Origin of the sequence: Curtobacterium poinsettiae (assembly GCF_047226435.1) — a bacterium.
GTDB classification, from domain to species: domain Bacteria; phylum Actinomycetota; class Actinomycetes; order Actinomycetales; family Microbacteriaceae; genus Curtobacterium; species Curtobacterium poinsettiae.
The window spans coordinates 204,906-220,185 of the sequence record NZ_CP178434.1 but is presented as its reverse complement, the minus strand read 5'-3'; the positions used below and the strand labels follow the sequence as shown (position 1 = coordinate 220,185).

Here is a 15,280-nt window from a genome sequence, read left to right as displayed (position 1 = left end):
CAGCCGCCGTGCGTCAGCCCTTGACCGGGATCGACTGCGCCTTGAGTGCCGCGATGGTCTTTGACTGCCCGGACTCGAGCGCCTCGCTCAGCGTGCCCGAGCCGGACGCGGCCTGCCCGAAGCCGTCGGAGACGTCCGAGTAGGTCTGCGTCATCGTCGGACCCCAGGTGAAGGGCTGGATGTCCTTCGCAGCGGTGGCGAACTCCTCGTAGATCTTCTGGCCACCGTAGAAGTCGAGCCCCTGGGTCAGGGCCGGCAGCTCGGCGCCGGTGGTCGAGGCCGGGTACAGGTTGGCCTCCTTGTTCAGTGCGGAGAGCGCCTCGGTCGAGGTGTTCAGCCAGACCAGGAACTTCGATGCCTCGGCCGGGTGCTTGCTGCCCGCGAAGACGACGTTCGACGAACCGCCCCAGGCGGCCGACTTGGTCTCGCCGGACTTCCACTGCGGCATCGGGGCGACGGCCCACTTGCCCGAGGTCGACGGGGCACCGCTCGAGATGGTGTTCGCACCCCAGACCGCGGAGACCCAGGTCCAGTCCTTGCCGCTGTCGTAGGCGTTGTTCCACTGGTCGGTGAAGCTCGGCAGGGTGTTCACGAGCTTCTTGTCGATCAGGTCCTGCCAGTAGTCGGCGACCTTCTTCGACGCGGCGTCGTCCAGGTTGACCTTCCAGTCCTGGCCCGAGTTCTCGAACCACTGGCCACCGGCCTGCGAGACGAGCCCGGCGAACTGGTTGACGTCACCCTTGGCGAAGTTGGTGATGTTGCCGCCGAGCTTCTTGATCTTCACGGCGTCCTCGGCGTACTCCTCCCACGTCTTCGGGGCGTCGAGGCCGGCCTTCTCGAACAGGTCCTTGCGGTAGTACAGCGCCATCGGACCGGAGTCCTGCGGCACGGCGTAGACCGACTTCCCCTCGCCGAAGGTGACCTGGTTCCACAGGCCGTCGGAGAAGTCCTTCTTCGCGTCGCTGATGCCGGAGCACGCGCCGATGTCCTCCAGGCCGCCCTGCACGCGGAACGCCGGCAGGGTGTCGTACTCGACCTGCCCGATGTCCGGCGCCTGCTTGGCCTTCAGCTGGTTGAAGAAGTTCTGGTAGGTGCCGCTGTTGCCGTTCGCGACGATCGAGACCTTGACCTGGATGTCCGGGTTGGCCTTGTTCCAGATCGCGACGACCTTGTCCATGTTGGGCACCCAGGTCGTGAAGTCGAGGGTGACCTTGCCGCCCGAGGGCTTGCAGCTGGCGGCCGCGGTGCCGGATCCGCCGCCGGTGCTGCTGCCGCCGGTGCTGCAGCCGGCGAGGGCCACGGTGGCAGCCACGGCGATCGCGGCGACGCTGAGGAACTTCGTTGTCTTCATGCTGTTTCCGTTCGGATGTGGTGTGGGGAGAGCTGGTGCGGGAAGGGGTGCGGGTCGGGGGCTACTTCAGGCCGCCGGAGCCCAGGCCGGAGCGCCAGAAGCGCTGCAGGCTCAGGAAGGCGACGAGCAGCGGGATGATCGAGACGAACGACCCGATGAGCACGAGGGTGCGCAGGTCCGGGTACTGGTTCACGCTCGAGTTCCACGTGTAGAGGCCGAGGGTGACGGGGAACAGCGACGAGTCGCGGAGCATCACGAGCGGCAGGAAGAAGTTGTTCCAGACGGCGACGAACTGGAACAGGAAGATCGTCACGAGCGCGGGCGACATGAGCCGCACGGCCACGGTGAAGAACGTGCGGACCTCGCCGGAACCGTCGATGCGGGCGGCCTCGATGATCTCGTCGGGCACGCTCGACGCCGCGAACAACCGCGACAGGTAGACGCCGAAGGGGCTGACGATGCTCGGCAGGAACACCGACCAGAACGTGTCGGTCAGGTCGACCTGGCTGAAGATGAGGAACAGCGGCAGGGCCAGGGCGGTCGCCGGCACGAGCACGCCGCCGAGGAACACGTTGAACAGGACCTCGCGGCCACGGAACCGGTACTTCGCCAGGGCGTACCCGCACATCGCGGAGAGCACGGTGCCGAGCAGCCCGGCGACCCCGGCGTAGGCGATGCTGTTCAGCAGCCAGCGCAGGTAGATGCCGTCCTGCCGCGTGAACAGCTCGACGAGGTTGCCGAAGAAGTCCTGCACCGAGGTGGCGCTGAACCACAGCGAGAACGTCGAGTTGAAGTTCGCGGCGGTCTTGGTGGACGAGACCAGCAGCCAGAAGATCGGCAGCAGGAAGTAGAGGGTGAAGACCCCCATCACGATCATCGCGGCGCTGCGTGAGATGACGCTCTCACGGGGACCGCGCGCTCCGCGCTGGCGCGGACGGGAGGCCCGGTTCGGCTCGAGCGGTCGGCCGACGTCGCGGACGAGGTCACCTGGGGACGGGGCGTTGACGGTCACTGGGCGGCCTTCCGCTGGGTCAGTCGGAGGAACCCGATCGACAGGACGAACGTGGCGACGGCGAGGACGACCGAGAACGCCGCGGCGAGGTTGAAGTTCGGCACCGAGGACGTCGAGTAGACGAGCATGTTCGGTGTGAACGTCGACGAGATGGTCGAGGTGAACTGCCGGAAGACGGTCGGCTCGGTCAGCAGCTGCAAGGTGCCGATGACGGAGAACACCGCGGTGAGGACGATCGCCGGCACGACGAGCGGGATCTTGATCGACAGGGCGATCCGGAGCTGGGACGCACCGTCGAGCTTCGCCGCCTCGTACACCTCGGCGGGGATCGCGAGGAGCGACGAGTAGATGATGAGCATGTTGTAGCCGACGTAGACCCAGGTCACGACGTTGGCGACCGCCCACAGCACGGTGCTGCCGCCGAGCAGGTCGACCCGCGAGGTCACCGCGGAGAACGGCGACAGGTCGGGGGCGTAGAGGTAGCCCCACATGATCGCGGCGATGACGCCGGGCACCGCGTACGGCGCGAAGAACGCCAGGCGGAAGAACCGCTTGCCGCGCAGCAGCGGGGAGTCGAGCAGCAGGGCGAACAGGAGCGCGAGCCCGAGCATCACCGGCACCTGCACGACACCGAACAGCAGCACGCGGAGCACCGAGCTCCAGAACTCGCCGTCCTGGAACACCAGGGCGTACTGGCTCAGGCCGCCGAAGACCTGCGTCGGGGCGCCGAACGTGCCCTGCCGCTCGATCTTCTGCAGCGACTCCCACACGGCGTAGAGGATGGGGACCAGGTAGAACGCCGTGAACAGGACGGCGAACGGCAGGACGAAGATCGCGATCGCGCGGCGGTAGCGGAACCCGCCGCCCCGGCGTCGTCGGGTCGCGCTGGGCGACTGTGCGGTGGTGGTCATGAGCGGTTCCTGTCGGTGCGGATGATCTGGGTCCCGCCGGGGGCGATGGCGGTGGTGCCGGTGACGGGGCGGTCGGCGACGAGTTCGTGGCCGGCCTCGTGGTGCTCGACGGTGCGGTCGGAGTGGTTCAGCAGGAAGACCCACTCGTGGGTGTCGTCGCGGCGACGGACGACCTCGAGCCCTGGGCGGACGGCGGGGTCGGCGTGCACCCCGGCCTCGTCGAGCACGCGGTGGACGAACCCGCCCAGCGCTGCCGTGTCGAGGACCGTGGACGTGTACCAGGCGGTGCCGGCGCCGTGCTCGTTGCGGGTCACGGCGGGGCGCCCGGCGAGGGAGCCCTCGGCGTAGTCGACGACGCTCGTCGCGCCGCGCAGCTCGACCGGCTCGGACCAGACGCTGCCGGTCGTGCCGTCGGACAGCGCGATCGTGGCGTCGGCGGCGAGCGGGAGGAACTCGTCCACCCGCACGCCGAGCAGGTCGCGGAAGGCGCCCGGGTAACCGCCGGTGCGGACCCGGTCGCGCTCGTCGACGATGCCGCTGAAGCAGCTGACGACGGCGTGCCCGCCGGCGGCGACGTGGTCGGCGATGACGGCCGCGTGCTCGTCGCGCACCAGGTAGAGCTCGGGGACGACGACGAGCGCGTACCCGTCGAGGGGTGCTCCGGGGGCGACGACGTCGACGGTCACGCCGAGGTCCCACAGCGCGGCGTGGAACGCGTGGACCTGCTCCAGGTAGCGGAGCGCGGTGCTGGGGTGGGCCTCCAGGTCGGCGGCCCACTGGTTCTCCCAGCTGAAGACGAGCGCCACGTCGGCGACCACGCGCGACCCCCGCAGTTCGCCGAGCCGCTCGACCAGGGCGCCGAGCGCGACCACGTCGTGCCACGTCGTCGACTCGGTGCCGGCGTGCGGCAGCAGCGCCGAGTGGAACTTCTCGCTGCCCTGCACGGATGCGCGCCACTGGAAGAAGCAGACCCCGTCGGCACCGCGGGCGATGTGCGCCGCGGTGTTCCGGAGCATCTCCCCCGGGGCCTTCGCGACGTTGTGCGGCTGCCAGTTCACGGCACCGGTCGAGTGCTCCATGAGCAGCCACGGGGCGCCGCCGGCCAGGCCACGGGTGGTGTCGGCGGCGAAGGCGAGCTCGACGTGCGGCCGGGGCAGGCGGTGGTCCAGGTAGTGGTCGTTCGCGATGACGTCCATGTCGCCGGCCCACGACCAGTAGTCGAGCGCCGTGATGTGCGCGGCGACCATGAAGTTCGTCGTGACGGGCTTGTCGCTCAGCTCGCGCAGGACGGCGGCCTCGGCGCGGTGGTGGCCGAGGAGCTCGTCGGACGAGAACCGGTCGAAGTCGATGGTCTGTGCCGGGTTCGTGAACGACAGCGTCGCGCGGGGCGGCAGCACCTGCTCCCACGCCGAGTAGCGCTGGCTCCAGAACGAGGTGCCCCAGGCTGCGTTCAGCGCGTCGACCGTGCCGTACCGGGCCTGCAGCCAGCCGCGGAACGCCTGGGCGGAGACGTCGCAGTAGCAGTGCGCGTTGTGGCAGCCGAGCTCGTTCGACACGTGCCAGAGCCGCACGGCGGGGTGGTCGCCGTAGCGCTCGGCGGTGGCGCGGACCAGGGCGAGGGCGTGCTCACGGTAGACCGGGGAGCTCGGGCAGAACGCCTGGCGGCCACCGGGCCAGCGGGTCGTGCCGTCGGCGACGACGGGCAGGACCTCGGGGTGGCGGGTGGTGAGCCACGGCGGCGTCGAGGCGGTGCCGGTGCCCAGGTCGACCCCGATGCCCGCGCCGTGCAGCAGTTCGATGACGGTGTCGAGCGCGGCGAAGTCGTACTCACCCTGCCGGGGTTCGACGTGCGACCAGCCGAAGACGTTGATCGCGACGAGGTTCACGCCGGCCTCGCGCATGAGCCGGACGTCCTCGACCCACACCTCGGGGTCCCACTGCTCGGGGTTGTAGTCGCACCCGAACGCGAGGCCCGTCGAGCCGAGGCCGAGCGCGCCGGTGGCGGTCGTCGGCAGGGTGGTGGTCGTCACGGGGATCCTCGCTGATCGGGGCGACCCGCCGCCTCGGTCGCGTGCGACCCCTTCGACGGCGAAGGCCACCCAGTGTTCTGGGAGCGCTCCCAGGCCGCACCGGGGATCAGGGCCGGAGGTTTCTGGGAGCGCTCCCAGATCAAACACCAGCGGCTGCACCCTGTCAACTGCGAGGCGTTCCGAGGGCTCCTCAGCGGCGGATATGGTTGCCCCATGTCCGAGGTCCGATCCGCTCGTCAGCGCGCCACGATCCAGGACGTCGCGGACGAAGCGGGGATGTCCCGCGGCACCGTCTCACGGGTGCTCAACGACGAGCCGTACGTGTCACCGAAGGCGCGCGAGGCCGTGCAGGACGCCGTCCGACGTGTCGGCTACGTGCGCAGTGCCGCCGCCCGCAGCTTGGTCACCCGGCGTTCCGGGGCGATCGCGCTCATCGTGCACGAACCCTCGGTCGTGGTGCTCGACGACCCCAACATCGGCAACATCCTGATCGGCACGAACGCCGTGCTGTCCGACGCCGACCAGCAGCTCGTCACGATCATGGTCGACTCCGCCCGCGACAGCGAGCGGGTGGTCGAGTACCTGCGCGGCGGCTTCGTCGACGGCGCCATCGTGCTGTCCGCCCGCGACGGCGACCCGATCACCGGGGCGATCGAGGAGATCGGCATGCCCGCGTGCTTCGTCGGGCACCCGTCCGACGCCGCGAACATCTCGTACATCGGCATCGACAACCGCGACGCCGCCGAGCAGATCACCCGACGGCTGGTCGACACCGGCCGACGACGGATCGGGATGCTCGCCTCCGGGCTCGACCGCGACTCCGGCCAGGACCGCCTGGCGGGGTTCACCGCGGCACTCGGCGAGCGCTTCGACCCCGACCTCGTCGCCCGGAACCCCCTGTTCAGCTACACCGCCGGCGCCGAGGGCATGCGCGAGCTGCTCGAGCGGGCCCCGGACATCGACGGGGTGTTCGCCGCGTCGGACGCCGTCGCCGCCGGTGCCATGGACGTCCTGCAGCGCAGCGGCCGGAGCGTGCCGTCGGACGTCGGTGTGGTCGGGTTCGACGACAGCGCCTGGGCGCTGCGGTGCGACCCGCAGCTGTCGACGGTGCGGCAGCCGGCGCGCCTGCTCGGCGAGCAGGCGGCACACCAGGTCCTCGAGCAGATCGGCGGCACCGACGACGGCCCACGCGGTCTGCTGTTGCCGACGGAGGTCGTCTGGCGCGGGTCCGCGTAGTCGGCCACGGAACGGACGGGAGGCCCGTGGCGGCGTCGCCACGGGCCTCCCGTCCGTCCGCGGGTGCGTTCCGCACCCGGCTGGGTCAGCCCTGCGGCGGCGAGTAGAGCTGCAGGTCGTTGCCTTCGCTGTCCTTGAAGGGGATGATCTTGCCCCACGGGTGCTCGCTGATCTCGCCCTGGATGTCCGCGCCGCGCTCCTTGAGCGAGGCGACCTCGTCCTCGATGCTGCCGTCCGGCTGGAACGACACGACGGCGCCGCCGTCGCTCGCCTGGCTGGCGGACTCGCGTCCGTTCAGGCCGATCATCAGACCACCGGCGTCGATCTCGCTCCAGTCGTCGGACTGGTCCTTGACGGTGAGACCGAGCGTGTCGCGGTAGAACGCGACGGCGCGCTCCATGTCGCTGACCGGGACCCAGACTGCTGCGACTCCACTTGCCATGGTGTTTCCTCTCGTCGTGGTGTGCCGTGGACGGTAGGCAGCGCGCGTGCACGCCGGTACAGGGTCGGTGTCCCCCGGCGCCGGGTCAGCCCGCCGCCGGACGCCACATGCTGATCGGGGTCGCCGCGCGGAACCCCGCGATCGGCGCGCCGTCCGCGAACCCGTGCCGTCGGTACAGCCGGCGGTTCACCGGGGTGGACGACTCCAGGTAGGCGCCCCGGGACGACCGGTCGGCGCGTTCGAGTGCGTGCCCGAGCAGCAGGCCACCGACGCCACGACCCCGCGCGGCGGCCGACACCCCGATCTCGGTGAGGTACCAGTGCGGGGTCATCGGGCGGGCGCGCTCCATGCGGCGCAGGTGCGTCACGGCGTGGAGCGCACCGCGGATCCCGAGCGTCCGGAGGAACTCGGGCACCTGTCGAACGAAGGCGCCGAAGCCGCCGGTGTGCCGACCGGGCGCCTGCCAGAACGCGGCGCCGACCACGCGGTCACCGATCGTGGCGACGTCCACCCGACGACCGGTCGTCGGCACCGAGCGGATGAGGGCCGCGAAGAGGCGGGCCAGCACGGCGGGACGGTCCTCGCCGGATCGGGGCGGTCGGAACTCGGCGAGCACCGGGTCGTCGGCGAAGGCCTCGGCCAGGACGGCTGCGGCCGCTTCGAGTTCGGCGGGTCCTGCTGCTCGGACGACGGTCTCCATGGTGACTCCTCGGGTCGAACGACTTGGCCACTTGGCCGACTTCATCTTGGCGGGCCTTCCTGCACGCGTACCGGGCACTTCCCGAGAGGATCGAGGGTAGATCGCGGGCGCTGCCGGTGCGTGAATCGGCCATCGCGGCCCATCGCACCCCTGACCTGCAAACCGACCGTAGAAGCGCTCCGAATGTCATGTGTGCCGCACACTGCGGCGCGTACAGAAAAGAGGGCTGATCATGACCAGCAGCGCAGCAACCGCACGCACCGGCTCCGGCTCGACGTGGACCCAGCGGGGCGCGTTCGTCTTCGGTGTCGTCTTCCTGATCGTCGGCATCGCCGGGTTCATCCCCGGACTCACCATGGACATGGGCTCGATGTCCGTGGCCGGCCACGGCTCCATGGCCCTGCTCCTGGGCCTGTTCCAGGTGTCCGTCCTGCACAACATCGTGCACCTGCTCTTCGGCATCGTCGGGCTGCTCGCCGCCCGCCGTGCAGCCTCAGCGCGCCTGTACCTCGTCGCCGGCGGCATCGTCTACGCGGTGCTCTTCGTCTACGGGCTCTTCACCGCGGGCATGGCCGGTGGCGCGAACTTCGTGCCGCTGAACAGCGCAGACAACGTGCTGCACGCCTTCCTCGCCGTCGCGATGATCGTGCTCGGTTTCGTCCTGCCGCGGATCGGCACGCGCACCGCGCGCTGAACCGCAGCACACACCGGACGGGAGGCCCGTGGCGACACTGCCACGGGCCTCCCGTCCGTCGCTGCCCCCGTTCGCGCCCCCTGGCAGGCATCGCGCCCCCGTGCGTCGGGGCGCGATGCGCGAACAGGGGCGCGATGCGCGAAGGCACCGCGCTCCGCACCGTGACCGTGGCCGAACCCGACCGGCGTACTGTCCGCTGCATGCCCGCACTCATCGACACGTTCACCCTGTCCAACGGTCTGCACATCCCGAAGATCGGCTTCGGCACGTGGCAGATCCCGTCCGGCACTGACGCGTACGACGCCACGAAGACCGCCCTCGAGCTCGGCTACCGCCACATCGACACCGCCCTGGCGTACGGCAACGAGGCGAGCGTCGGCGAGGCCGTCCGCGACAGCGGCATCCCCCGCGACGAACTCTTCATCACCACGAAGCTGCCGGCCGAGATCAAGACGGCCTCGGGCGCCCGCGACGCCTTCGAGGAGTCGAGCAACAACCTCGACCTCGGACACGTCGACCTGTACCTGATCCACGCGCCGTGGCCCTGGAGCGACATGGGCTCCGACCACCGCGACGGCAACGTCGAGGTGTGGAAGGTCTTCGAGGAGCTCTACGACGCCGGCCGCACCAAGAGCATCGGTGTCTCGAACTTCGCCGTCGCCGACCTCGAGGACCTGCTCGGCCGCACGGACGTCGTCCCGCACGCCAACCAGATCCGCTGGTTCATCGGCAACACCCAGGACGAGACGAGCGCCTTCGACCGCGAGCACGACATCCTGACCGAGGGCTACTCGCCGCTCGCCACCGGCGGCCTGCTCGAGAACGAGCAGATCGCCGAGATCGCGGCGAAGTACGACAAGACCGTCGCCCAGGTCGCCATCCGCTACCTGCTCGAGAAGGACGTCCTGCCCCTGCCGAAGTCCACGACCCCGTCACGCATCGCCGAGAACGCCGACGTCGACTTCGTGCTCGCCGCCGAGGACGTGGCCGCGCTCGACGCGCTCGAGGACACCGCGAGCTGACGCGGCCCCACCCCGGACCGGAGGCGCGGTGCCAGCTGGCACCGCGCCTCCGGTCCGTCAGACGGCGGGCTTCAGTTCCAACCGGTTTCGTAGGAGAAGTCCGGAGCTTGCTCGATCTCGTCCAACTGTCGGCGCACCGCCTCGAGGCTCGACAGGCGGACTGCGAACGCGACGAGACGACCGCGGACCTCCACCGCCGCGTCATGTTCCCGCAGAAGTCGCTCCAGCCGCTGAGCGGACTCGCCCGGCTCGACGAACGCGCGGAGGACCCAGTAGTCGCTCCGTGTGACGACCCGGCTGGGGGTCAGTCCGACTACGGGTCGACGCTCGAGTTCCACCTCATCACCCAAGTGCAGCCCGTAGGCGAAGAACGGCACGGAGCACAACCGGTACCTGTCACCGCCGAGTTGCTCGAACGCGAGTTGCTCGTACTTGAGCTCATCGGTCTCGTCACCGATCGTGACGTTCGCGACGAAGTCGGCGCGCTCGCTCCACGCACTCTTCGGATGCAATACCCATTCGTTCGGGTCGATCGCTTCGCTAATGAGAGCCTCCCGTGTACCGCCACGGCGGCGGCCACGCCCCACTGTATCCAGGAGGTGCGTTGACGGGCCATTCACGCGCTCCCTTGGAGGCGTTGCAGAACCCACAGGACAGCTGAGCGTTGTCGAGCGTGGCGTTCCCACCCTTGGCCCGCGGCTGCGCGTGGTCGATCTGCGGTTTGTCGGTCTTCATGCGACAGAAGACACAGGTCGAATCGGGGTTCTCCGCCTTCGCGGCTTGCTTCACCGACTTCGGGAAGACCTTGCCCGCCGTGGGACCGCCGCTGGAGCCGACCTTCGGCAGCACCCACCCTTCCCCGGCTTCTGCAGCGCCGGCCTCCGCTGCTCCGGCACCGGCAGCCGCGCCTCCTTCGACGGTGCTCGCCGCAGCGACGTCGCCCGCCAGGACGCCGGCTTCAGCTGCACCGAACTCAGGAGCGGCGAACCCGCACAGTCCTTCGGTGAGGAGCAAGCAAGCGAGGAACACCACTCCGAGGGCGGCTGCAGACCCGAAGATCACCCACTTCTCGGGTGTCGTCGCATTGGACTTCTTCGGCGGGGGTGGCGAGATCCCGATGCCACACGTCGCACCCCACGTGCAGGTCGGAGCACGTGACGACGCGGCGGTGGCGTAGTGGCCGGACCAGGGCCCGTACGACGCAGCGTGCACCGGCGCCGGCCGTGTCGACGGACGCAGCCAGTTGTTGATCGCCGAGACGATCGTTCGCACGGCCTTCACGATCTTGTTGATCGCCTTCGTGAGCGCGCAGAGCCACGCCGGGCACATGCCGCTGACATCGGGGTTCGAGACCGGATTGTTGCCGCTGTAGCTGTACCCGTTGTTCTGCTGCGGTTGGTCCGGGTTCAGGACCGAGTCGACGGACAGGAACCTCCCGAGGGACGGGTCGTACGCACGGGCACCGAGGTGGGTCAGGTCCGTGAAACTCGATGCCGACTGATTGAGGAAGCCGTGGTTCGACGTCCAGCTGCTCGCACCTCCTCGCTGCTCACCGAACGGTGTGAACCACCGAGGCGAAGGCGTCGCCTACCACGCCCTGGGCGCGGACGAGCAGGCGAGCACCGGGGGGCTCCGCGTCGGTGGCGCAGTCAGCAGCGGCGGCCCGTCGGACACCTGGACCGGCGCGATCGCGATGCCGACGATCAGCCAGGGTGTCGCAACGATGACCCAGCTCCGGGTGTACTCCGTGCAGGGCACCTACGCGTACTGAAGCGGGGCACGATCACCTGATCGACAGATTGATCGCGACGACGCCGAGCACGAAGGTCAGGACGATGACCACGAGGCCGATCGCTGGCGTCACTACCCGTCGCCGCACCGTGGGAACACCGGACGCTCCGATGACCCAGGTCGTGATCGTGACGATGAGTGCGACCAGCGGTACGAGGAACTGCGCGGTCTCCCCGACGGCGTACGAACACTGCAACGTCGCGTCGGAAGCGCAGGGCGTGTACTGCTCCAGTTGCGCGGCGACCATCCCCGGCAGCGAGCCGATCGTCGCGAACACCTCGAGGAACACGAGGGAACAGAGCGCGAGCCCCAGTCCCCACGAACCACGCGGACGGCGCTGCCCCTCGTCGTGCACGGATGACCGCTTCATGTGGCCTGACCGTAGCGCAGGGGTGACACGGAGCACGGACTCGTAGGGTCGAGTCGTACCGACCGCACACCCGGGTGGGTCCGTGCCCCACAGCGGACCTGACGACGGGAACAGATCGTCCCTGTTGCCGGTTGCACCACACGGTGTCGCAGCCAGTGACACGAGAGCCCAGGAGGCCACCATGACCACCACCGAGACCGCCATCCTCGCCGGCGGATGCTTCTGGGGAGCGCAGCAGCTCCTCCGTCGTCGTCCCGGCATCGTCAGCACCCGCGTCGGCTACTCCGGCGGCGACGTGCCGAACGCGACGTACCGCAACCACGGCGACCACGCCGAGTCGGTCGAGATCGTCTTCGACCCGTCCCAGATCTCGTACCGGGACCTGCTGGAGTTCTTCTTCCAGATCCACGACCCGTCGACGAAGGACCGCCAGGGCAACGACATCGGTCGCAGCTACCGTTCGGCCGTCTTCTACACGACCGACGAGCAAAAGCAGGTCGCGCTCGACACCATCGCGGACGTCGATGCGTCGGGCATCTGGCCCGGCAAGGTCGTCACCGAGGTCACCGCGGCCGGCCCGTTCTGGGAGGCCGAGGACGAGCACCAGGACTACCTCGAGAAGAACCCGCACGGCTACACCTGCCACTTCGTGCGTCCGGGCTGGAAGCTCCCGCACCGCGATGAGGCGACCGCGGCCGTCTGACCTGACGAACGCGGCGGATCAGCGTGATCCGCCGAGCAGTTCCAACCAGTCCCCGGGACGGCGATCCGCCGACCCGGGGACTGTCTGCATCACGGGGTGACCGGCCGGCCATGGCTCCGCCATGCCTGTGAAGGACCACATGCGGACGGGAGGCACGGGGCGGGCCCGCCCCGTGCCTCCAGGCCGTCGTCGGGTCGCGTCCAGGGCGAGGCGTGGGGCGGTCGTGCGGATGGCCGGGCCAGGATGGCTCTGGGGCCGACAGCCGATCGGCTCGCAGAGGGAGGACACCGTGGACACAGCACCGTACTCGCAGCCGTTGCGGGAGTACATCGAACAGCTGCGGACCGAGGGGTACAGCGTCGCGGGCGGCCAGACGGCCGACCCGGACCTGATCGACCCGCACGGCAACCCGGTGCTGACCTGGCAGGACGACTACCCGTACTCGGAACGCCTGCCGCGGGACGAGTACGAGTACCAGAAGTACCTGCTGCAGATCGAGCTGCTGAAGTGCCAGTACTGGCTCGAGGACACCGGGCAGAAGGTCGTCGTGCTGTTCGAGGGCCGTGACGCCGCGGGCAAGGGCGGCACGATCAAGCGGTTCACGGAGCACCTCAACCCCCGGACCTCGCGGGTGGTCGCGCTGAGCAAGCCGACCGAGCGCGAGCGCGGTGAGTGGTACTTCCAGCGGTACGTGCAGCACCTGCCGGCCGCCGGTGAGATGGTCCTGTTCGACCGCTCCTGGTACAACCGTGCCGGCGTCGAACGGGTGATGGGGTTCTGCGACGACGACGAGTACGAGTCCTTCATGACCCAGGTGCCGCAGTTCGAGCGGATGCTCGTCGACTCCGGCATCCACCTGACGAAGTTCTGGTTCTCGGTGACCCGGCGCGAGCAGCGGACCCGGTTCGCGATGCGGCAGCTCGACCCGGTGCGGCGGTGGAAGCTGTCCGACATCGACCTGCTGTCGCTCGACCGGTGGGAGGACTACACCGAGGCGAAGATGGCGATGTTCACCCGGACGAGCAAGCGGTACGCGCCGTGGACGATCGTGCGGTCGAACGACAAGAAGCGCGCACGGCTCAACGCGATGCGGTACTTCCTGACGCAGTTCGACTACCCGGACAAGGACGCCGACGTGATCGGCAAGCCGGACCCGCTCATCGTCCGCCGGGGCAAGCGGGACGTCGACATCGAGTGATCCCCCGCGGCGGCTGAACCGCCCGCCGACTCGGAACGTTTACACGCCGCCGCTTCCCGTCACGCACTCGAAACAGACGGGCAACGGCGCCGACACAGGGCCGCAAGACACTTGTCGCACTACCTGTCACCCGACAGGTACTCCGCGAAAGGTCTGCAGTCATGCGTTCTCCGCAAGCACCGCTCCACGCACCGCGCGCCACGTCCGACGTCGACACGCAGGGGCTCGCCCGCCTCGGCTACGAGCAGGAGCTCCACCGCGGGGTCGGCTCGTTCTCCTCCTTCGCGGCGGGCTTCTCCTTCGTCTCGATCCTCACCACGGTCTTCCAGCTGTTCGGACTCGGCTTCGGGCTGGGCGGTGCTGCGTTCTTCTGGGCGTGGCCGCTCGTCTTCGGCGGCCAGCTGCTCGTGGCGCTGAACTTCGCGCAGCTCGCGGCCCGCTGGCCGATCTCGGGCGCGATCTTCCAGTGGTCGAGCCGTCTGGCCGGAGCCCGGTTCGGGTGGTTCACCGGCTGGACGATGATCATCGGCCAGATCCTCACCGTCGCGGTGGCGGCCATCGCCGTGCAGGCCGTGCTCCCCGCGATCTGGGACGGATTCCAGATCGTCGGCGGTCCGGGCGCCGACCCGTCCGTCGCGTCGCCGACCGGTGCTGCGAACGCGGTGGTCCTCGGGCTGGTGATGCTCGCCGTGACCACGATCGTGAACATCACGAGCGTCCGGCTGATGGCCCGCGTGACGAGCTTCGGCGTGCTCATCGAGATCGTCGGCGTGGTCGTGCTCATCGGCGCCCTGTTCCTGCTGCCGCACCGCAGTGCCTCCGTGGTGTTCACGACCGCCGGCTCGACGAGCACCGAGCCGTACGTGTGGGCGTTCCTGGCGTCCTCGCTGATGGCCGCGTACGTGATGGTCGGCTTCGACTCCGCCGGTGAGCTCGCGGAGGAGACCCACAACCCGCGCCGGACCACCCCGAAGACGATCGTCCGGGCGCTGACGGTCTCCGGCCTCGGCGGCGGGCTGCTCATCATCGGCGCCCTGGTCGCCGCGCCGAGCCTGACCGACGGCAAGCTCGCCTCGCAGGGCCTGGCGTGGGTGATCACCTCGACCCTCGGCGACGTCTTCGGGCGGCTCCTGCTCTGCACCGTCGCCGTCGCCGTCTTCGCCTGCACCCTGGCCGTGCAGACCGCCGGCGCCCGGATGGTCTACTCGATGGCCCGCGAGAAGGCGCTGCCCTTCCACCGCACCCTCGCCCGGGTCTCGCCCCGCACCGGCACCCCGATCGCCGCGTCGATCGTCGTCGGGGTCGGCGCCGGGCTGGCCCTCGCCGTCAACATCGGGCAGTCCGCGATCTTCACCGCCCTGTCGAGCCTGTGCATCGCGATGCTCTACCTGGCCTACCTCGGGGTCACCGGGCCGCTGCTGGTCCAGCGCATCACGCTCCGCCGCACGGGCCTGCCGACCGGGGTGGACGAGGACGGCAAGCCGCTGTTCACGCTCGGCCGCTGGGGCATCCCGCTCAACGCCCTGGCCGTGGCGTTCCAGATCGGCATGGCGATCAACCTCATCTGGCCCCGGCCGGAGATCTACGACCTGACCGGCACCTCGTGGTGGCTGCAGTACAGCGCCCTGCTGTTCATCGGCGGCGTGCTGCTCGTCGGCTGGGCGTGGTCGAGCTGGCGGCACCGGGTGCACGGCCCGATCACCCTGGCCGAGGTCCCCACCACCGCGGCGGTGCCCGTCCCCGCAGCCGCGGCTGCCGCGAACCCGGTGGCCGAAGCCCCGGCGTCCGCCTCCGCCTCCGTCGAAGCCTGACCCGGAAGG

The 15,280-nt window shown here is 69.6% G+C and carries 16 protein-coding genes and 1 pseudogene; 7 read left to right on the top strand and 10 right to left on the bottom strand.

All coding sequences use genetic code 11. The features are described 5' to 3' along the window. Positions 1-13 precede the first annotated feature (13 nt). From ACL00U_RS01060 to ACL00U_RS01045, 4 genes are all read right to left on the bottom strand, one after another. The gene (locus ACL00U_RS01060) at positions 14-1,351 is read right to left on the bottom strand and encodes an ABC transporter substrate-binding protein (RefSeq protein WP_259494968.1); all 1,338 of its coding nucleotides are present in this window, start codon (positions 1,349-1,351) and stop codon (positions 14-16) included. 61 nt (positions 1,352-1,412) lie between these two features. Next, a complete protein-coding gene (locus tag ACL00U_RS01055; RefSeq protein WP_235517738.1) occupies positions 1,413-2,363 on the bottom strand; it encodes a carbohydrate ABC transporter permease in 951 nt (316 codons plus the stop codon). Continuing rightward, entirely contained in the window at positions 2,360-3,274 is a 915-nt protein-coding gene (locus ACL00U_RS01050) for a carbohydrate ABC transporter permease (RefSeq protein ID WP_017887606.1), read from the bottom strand. The genes ACL00U_RS01055 and ACL00U_RS01050 overlap by 4 nt, the downstream gene beginning before the upstream one ends. Continuing rightward, on the bottom strand, positions 3,271-5,304 hold the full coding sequence (locus ACL00U_RS01045; protein ID WP_017887607.1) for a beta-galactosidase: 2,034 nt from the start codon (positions 5,302-5,304) through the stop codon (positions 3,271-3,273). The genes ACL00U_RS01050 and ACL00U_RS01045 overlap by 4 nt, the downstream gene beginning before the upstream one ends. A 213-nt stretch (positions 5,305-5,517) precedes the next feature. Between ACL00U_RS01045 and ACL00U_RS01040 the strand changes: the two genes are divergently transcribed. Continuing rightward, on the top strand, positions 5,518-6,540 hold the full coding sequence (locus ACL00U_RS01040) for a LacI family DNA-binding transcriptional regulator (RefSeq protein ID WP_017887608.1): 1,023 nt from the start codon (positions 5,518-5,520) through the stop codon (positions 6,538-6,540). 85 nt (positions 6,541-6,625) lie between these two features. Here ACL00U_RS01040 and ACL00U_RS01035 read toward each other — a convergent pair whose 3' ends face one another. Together ACL00U_RS01035 and ACL00U_RS01030 are read right to left on the bottom strand one after the other, a co-directional pair. Continuing rightward, positions 6,626-6,982 carry a VOC family protein gene (locus ACL00U_RS01035; protein ID WP_031260007.1) on the bottom strand — a complete coding sequence of 119 codons (357 nt, stop codon included), beginning with the start codon at positions 6,980-6,982 and terminating at the stop codon, positions 6,626-6,628. Positions 6,983-7,067: 85 nt separating this feature from the next. Then, entirely contained in the window at positions 7,068-7,682 is a 615-nt protein-coding gene (locus ACL00U_RS01030) for a GNAT family N-acetyltransferase (protein ID WP_259494964.1), read from the bottom strand. A 232-nt stretch (positions 7,683-7,914) separates the two neighbouring features. Here ACL00U_RS01030 and ACL00U_RS01025 point away from each other — a divergent pair, with 232 nt between their 5' ends. Next, entirely contained in the window at positions 7,915-8,376 is a 462-nt protein-coding gene (locus ACL00U_RS01025; protein ID WP_017887611.1) for a DUF4383 domain-containing protein, read from the top strand. Positions 8,377-8,576: 200 nt separating this feature from the next. Beyond that, positions 8,577-9,398, top strand: coding sequence for an aldo/keto reductase (locus ACL00U_RS01020; protein ID WP_412873720.1), 822 nt, complete (start codon positions 8,577-8,579; stop codon positions 9,396-9,398). Positions 9,399-9,469: 71 nt separating this feature from the next. Here ACL00U_RS01020 and ACL00U_RS01015 read toward each other — a convergent pair whose 3' ends face one another. From ACL00U_RS01015 to ACL00U_RS01005, 3 genes and pseudogenes are all read right to left on the bottom strand, one after another. After that, positions 9,470-9,985 (bottom strand): DUF4265 domain-containing protein, encoded by a 516-nt coding sequence (locus ACL00U_RS01015; RefSeq protein ID WP_262164260.1) that lies wholly within the window; start codon positions 9,983-9,985, stop codon positions 9,470-9,472. Next, complete coding sequence (locus ACL00U_RS01010) at positions 9,939-10,670, bottom strand: HNH endonuclease signature motif containing protein (RefSeq protein WP_412873719.1); 732 nt, start codon at positions 10,668-10,670, stop codon at positions 9,939-9,941. Before ACL00U_RS01010 ends, ACL00U_RS01015 begins: the two co-directional genes overlap by 47 nt. 114 nt (positions 10,671-10,784) lie before the next feature. Further along, positions 10,785-10,901 (bottom strand): annotated as a pseudogene (locus ACL00U_RS01005) (hypothetical protein); the annotation flags it as partial. Between the two features lie 58 nt (positions 10,902-10,959). On the opposite strand from ACL00U_RS01005, the gene ACL00U_RS01000 reads away from it, so the two are divergent. After that, positions 10,960-11,169 carry a hypothetical protein gene (locus ACL00U_RS01000; RefSeq protein ID WP_412873718.1) on the top strand — a complete coding sequence of 70 codons (210 nt, stop codon included), beginning with the start codon at positions 10,960-10,962 and terminating at the stop codon, positions 11,167-11,169. A 12-nt stretch (positions 11,170-11,181) separates the two neighbouring features. Here the strand turns inward: ACL00U_RS01000 and ACL00U_RS00995 are convergent, their stop codons facing one another. Beyond that, positions 11,182-11,559: a hypothetical protein gene (locus ACL00U_RS00995; protein ID WP_214518877.1), complete on the bottom strand. Its 378-nt coding sequence runs from the start codon at positions 11,557-11,559 to the stop codon at positions 11,182-11,184. Positions 11,560-11,740: 181 nt separating this feature from the next. Between ACL00U_RS00995 and msrA the strand changes: the two genes are divergently transcribed. The 3 genes from msrA (at position 11,741) to ACL00U_RS00980 (ending at position 15,271) form a co-directional block, all read left to right on the top strand. Then, the gene (gene msrA / locus ACL00U_RS00990; RefSeq protein WP_017887623.1) at positions 11,741-12,262 is read left to right on the top strand and encodes a peptide-methionine (S)-S-oxide reductase MsrA; all 522 of its coding nucleotides are present in this window, start codon (positions 11,741-11,743) and stop codon (positions 12,260-12,262) included. Positions 12,263-12,551: 289 nt separating this feature from the next. Further along, a complete protein-coding gene (gene ppk2, locus ACL00U_RS00985; protein WP_017887624.1) occupies positions 12,552-13,460 on the top strand; it encodes a polyphosphate kinase 2 in 909 nt (302 codons plus the stop codon). A 161-nt stretch (positions 13,461-13,621) separates the two neighbouring features. After that, entirely contained in the window at positions 13,622-15,271 is a 1,650-nt protein-coding gene (locus ACL00U_RS00980; RefSeq protein WP_017887625.1) for an APC family permease, read from the top strand. Positions 15,272-15,280 lie beyond the last annotated feature (9 nt).

Coding starts and splice junctions, on each gene's coding strand:
- ACL00U_RS01060 (WP_259494968.1), bottom strand. CDS start 1,351: ATGAAGACAACGAAGTTCCTCAGCGTCGCCGCGATCGCCGTGGCTGCC.
- ACL00U_RS01050 (WP_017887606.1), bottom strand. CDS start 3,274: ATGACCACCACCGCACAGTCGCCCAGCGCGACCCGACGACGCCGGGGC.
- ACL00U_RS01040 (WP_017887608.1), top strand. CDS start 5,518: ATGTCCGAGGTCCGATCCGCTCGTCAGCGCGCCACGATCCAGGACGTC.
- ACL00U_RS01035 (WP_031260007.1), bottom strand. CDS start 6,982: ATGGCAAGTGGAGTCGCAGCAGTCTGGGTCCCGGTCAGCGACATGGAG.
- ACL00U_RS01030 (WP_259494964.1), bottom strand. CDS start 7,682: ATGGAGACCGTCGTCCGAGCAGCAGGACCCGCCGAACTCGAAGCGGCC.
- ACL00U_RS01025 (WP_017887611.1), top strand. CDS start 7,915: ATGACCAGCAGCGCAGCAACCGCACGCACCGGCTCCGGCTCGACGTGG.
- ACL00U_RS01020 (WP_412873720.1), top strand. CDS start 8,577: ATGCCCGCACTCATCGACACGTTCACCCTGTCCAACGGTCTGCACATC.
- ACL00U_RS00995 (WP_214518877.1), bottom strand. CDS start 11,559: ATGAAGCGGTCATCCGTGCACGACGAGGGGCAGCGCCGTCCGCGTGGT.
- msrA (WP_017887623.1), top strand. CDS start 11,741: ATGACCACCACCGAGACCGCCATCCTCGCCGGCGGATGCTTCTGGGGA.
- ACL00U_RS00980 (WP_017887625.1), top strand. CDS start 13,622: ATGCGTTCTCCGCAAGCACCGCTCCACGCACCGCGCGCCACGTCCGAC.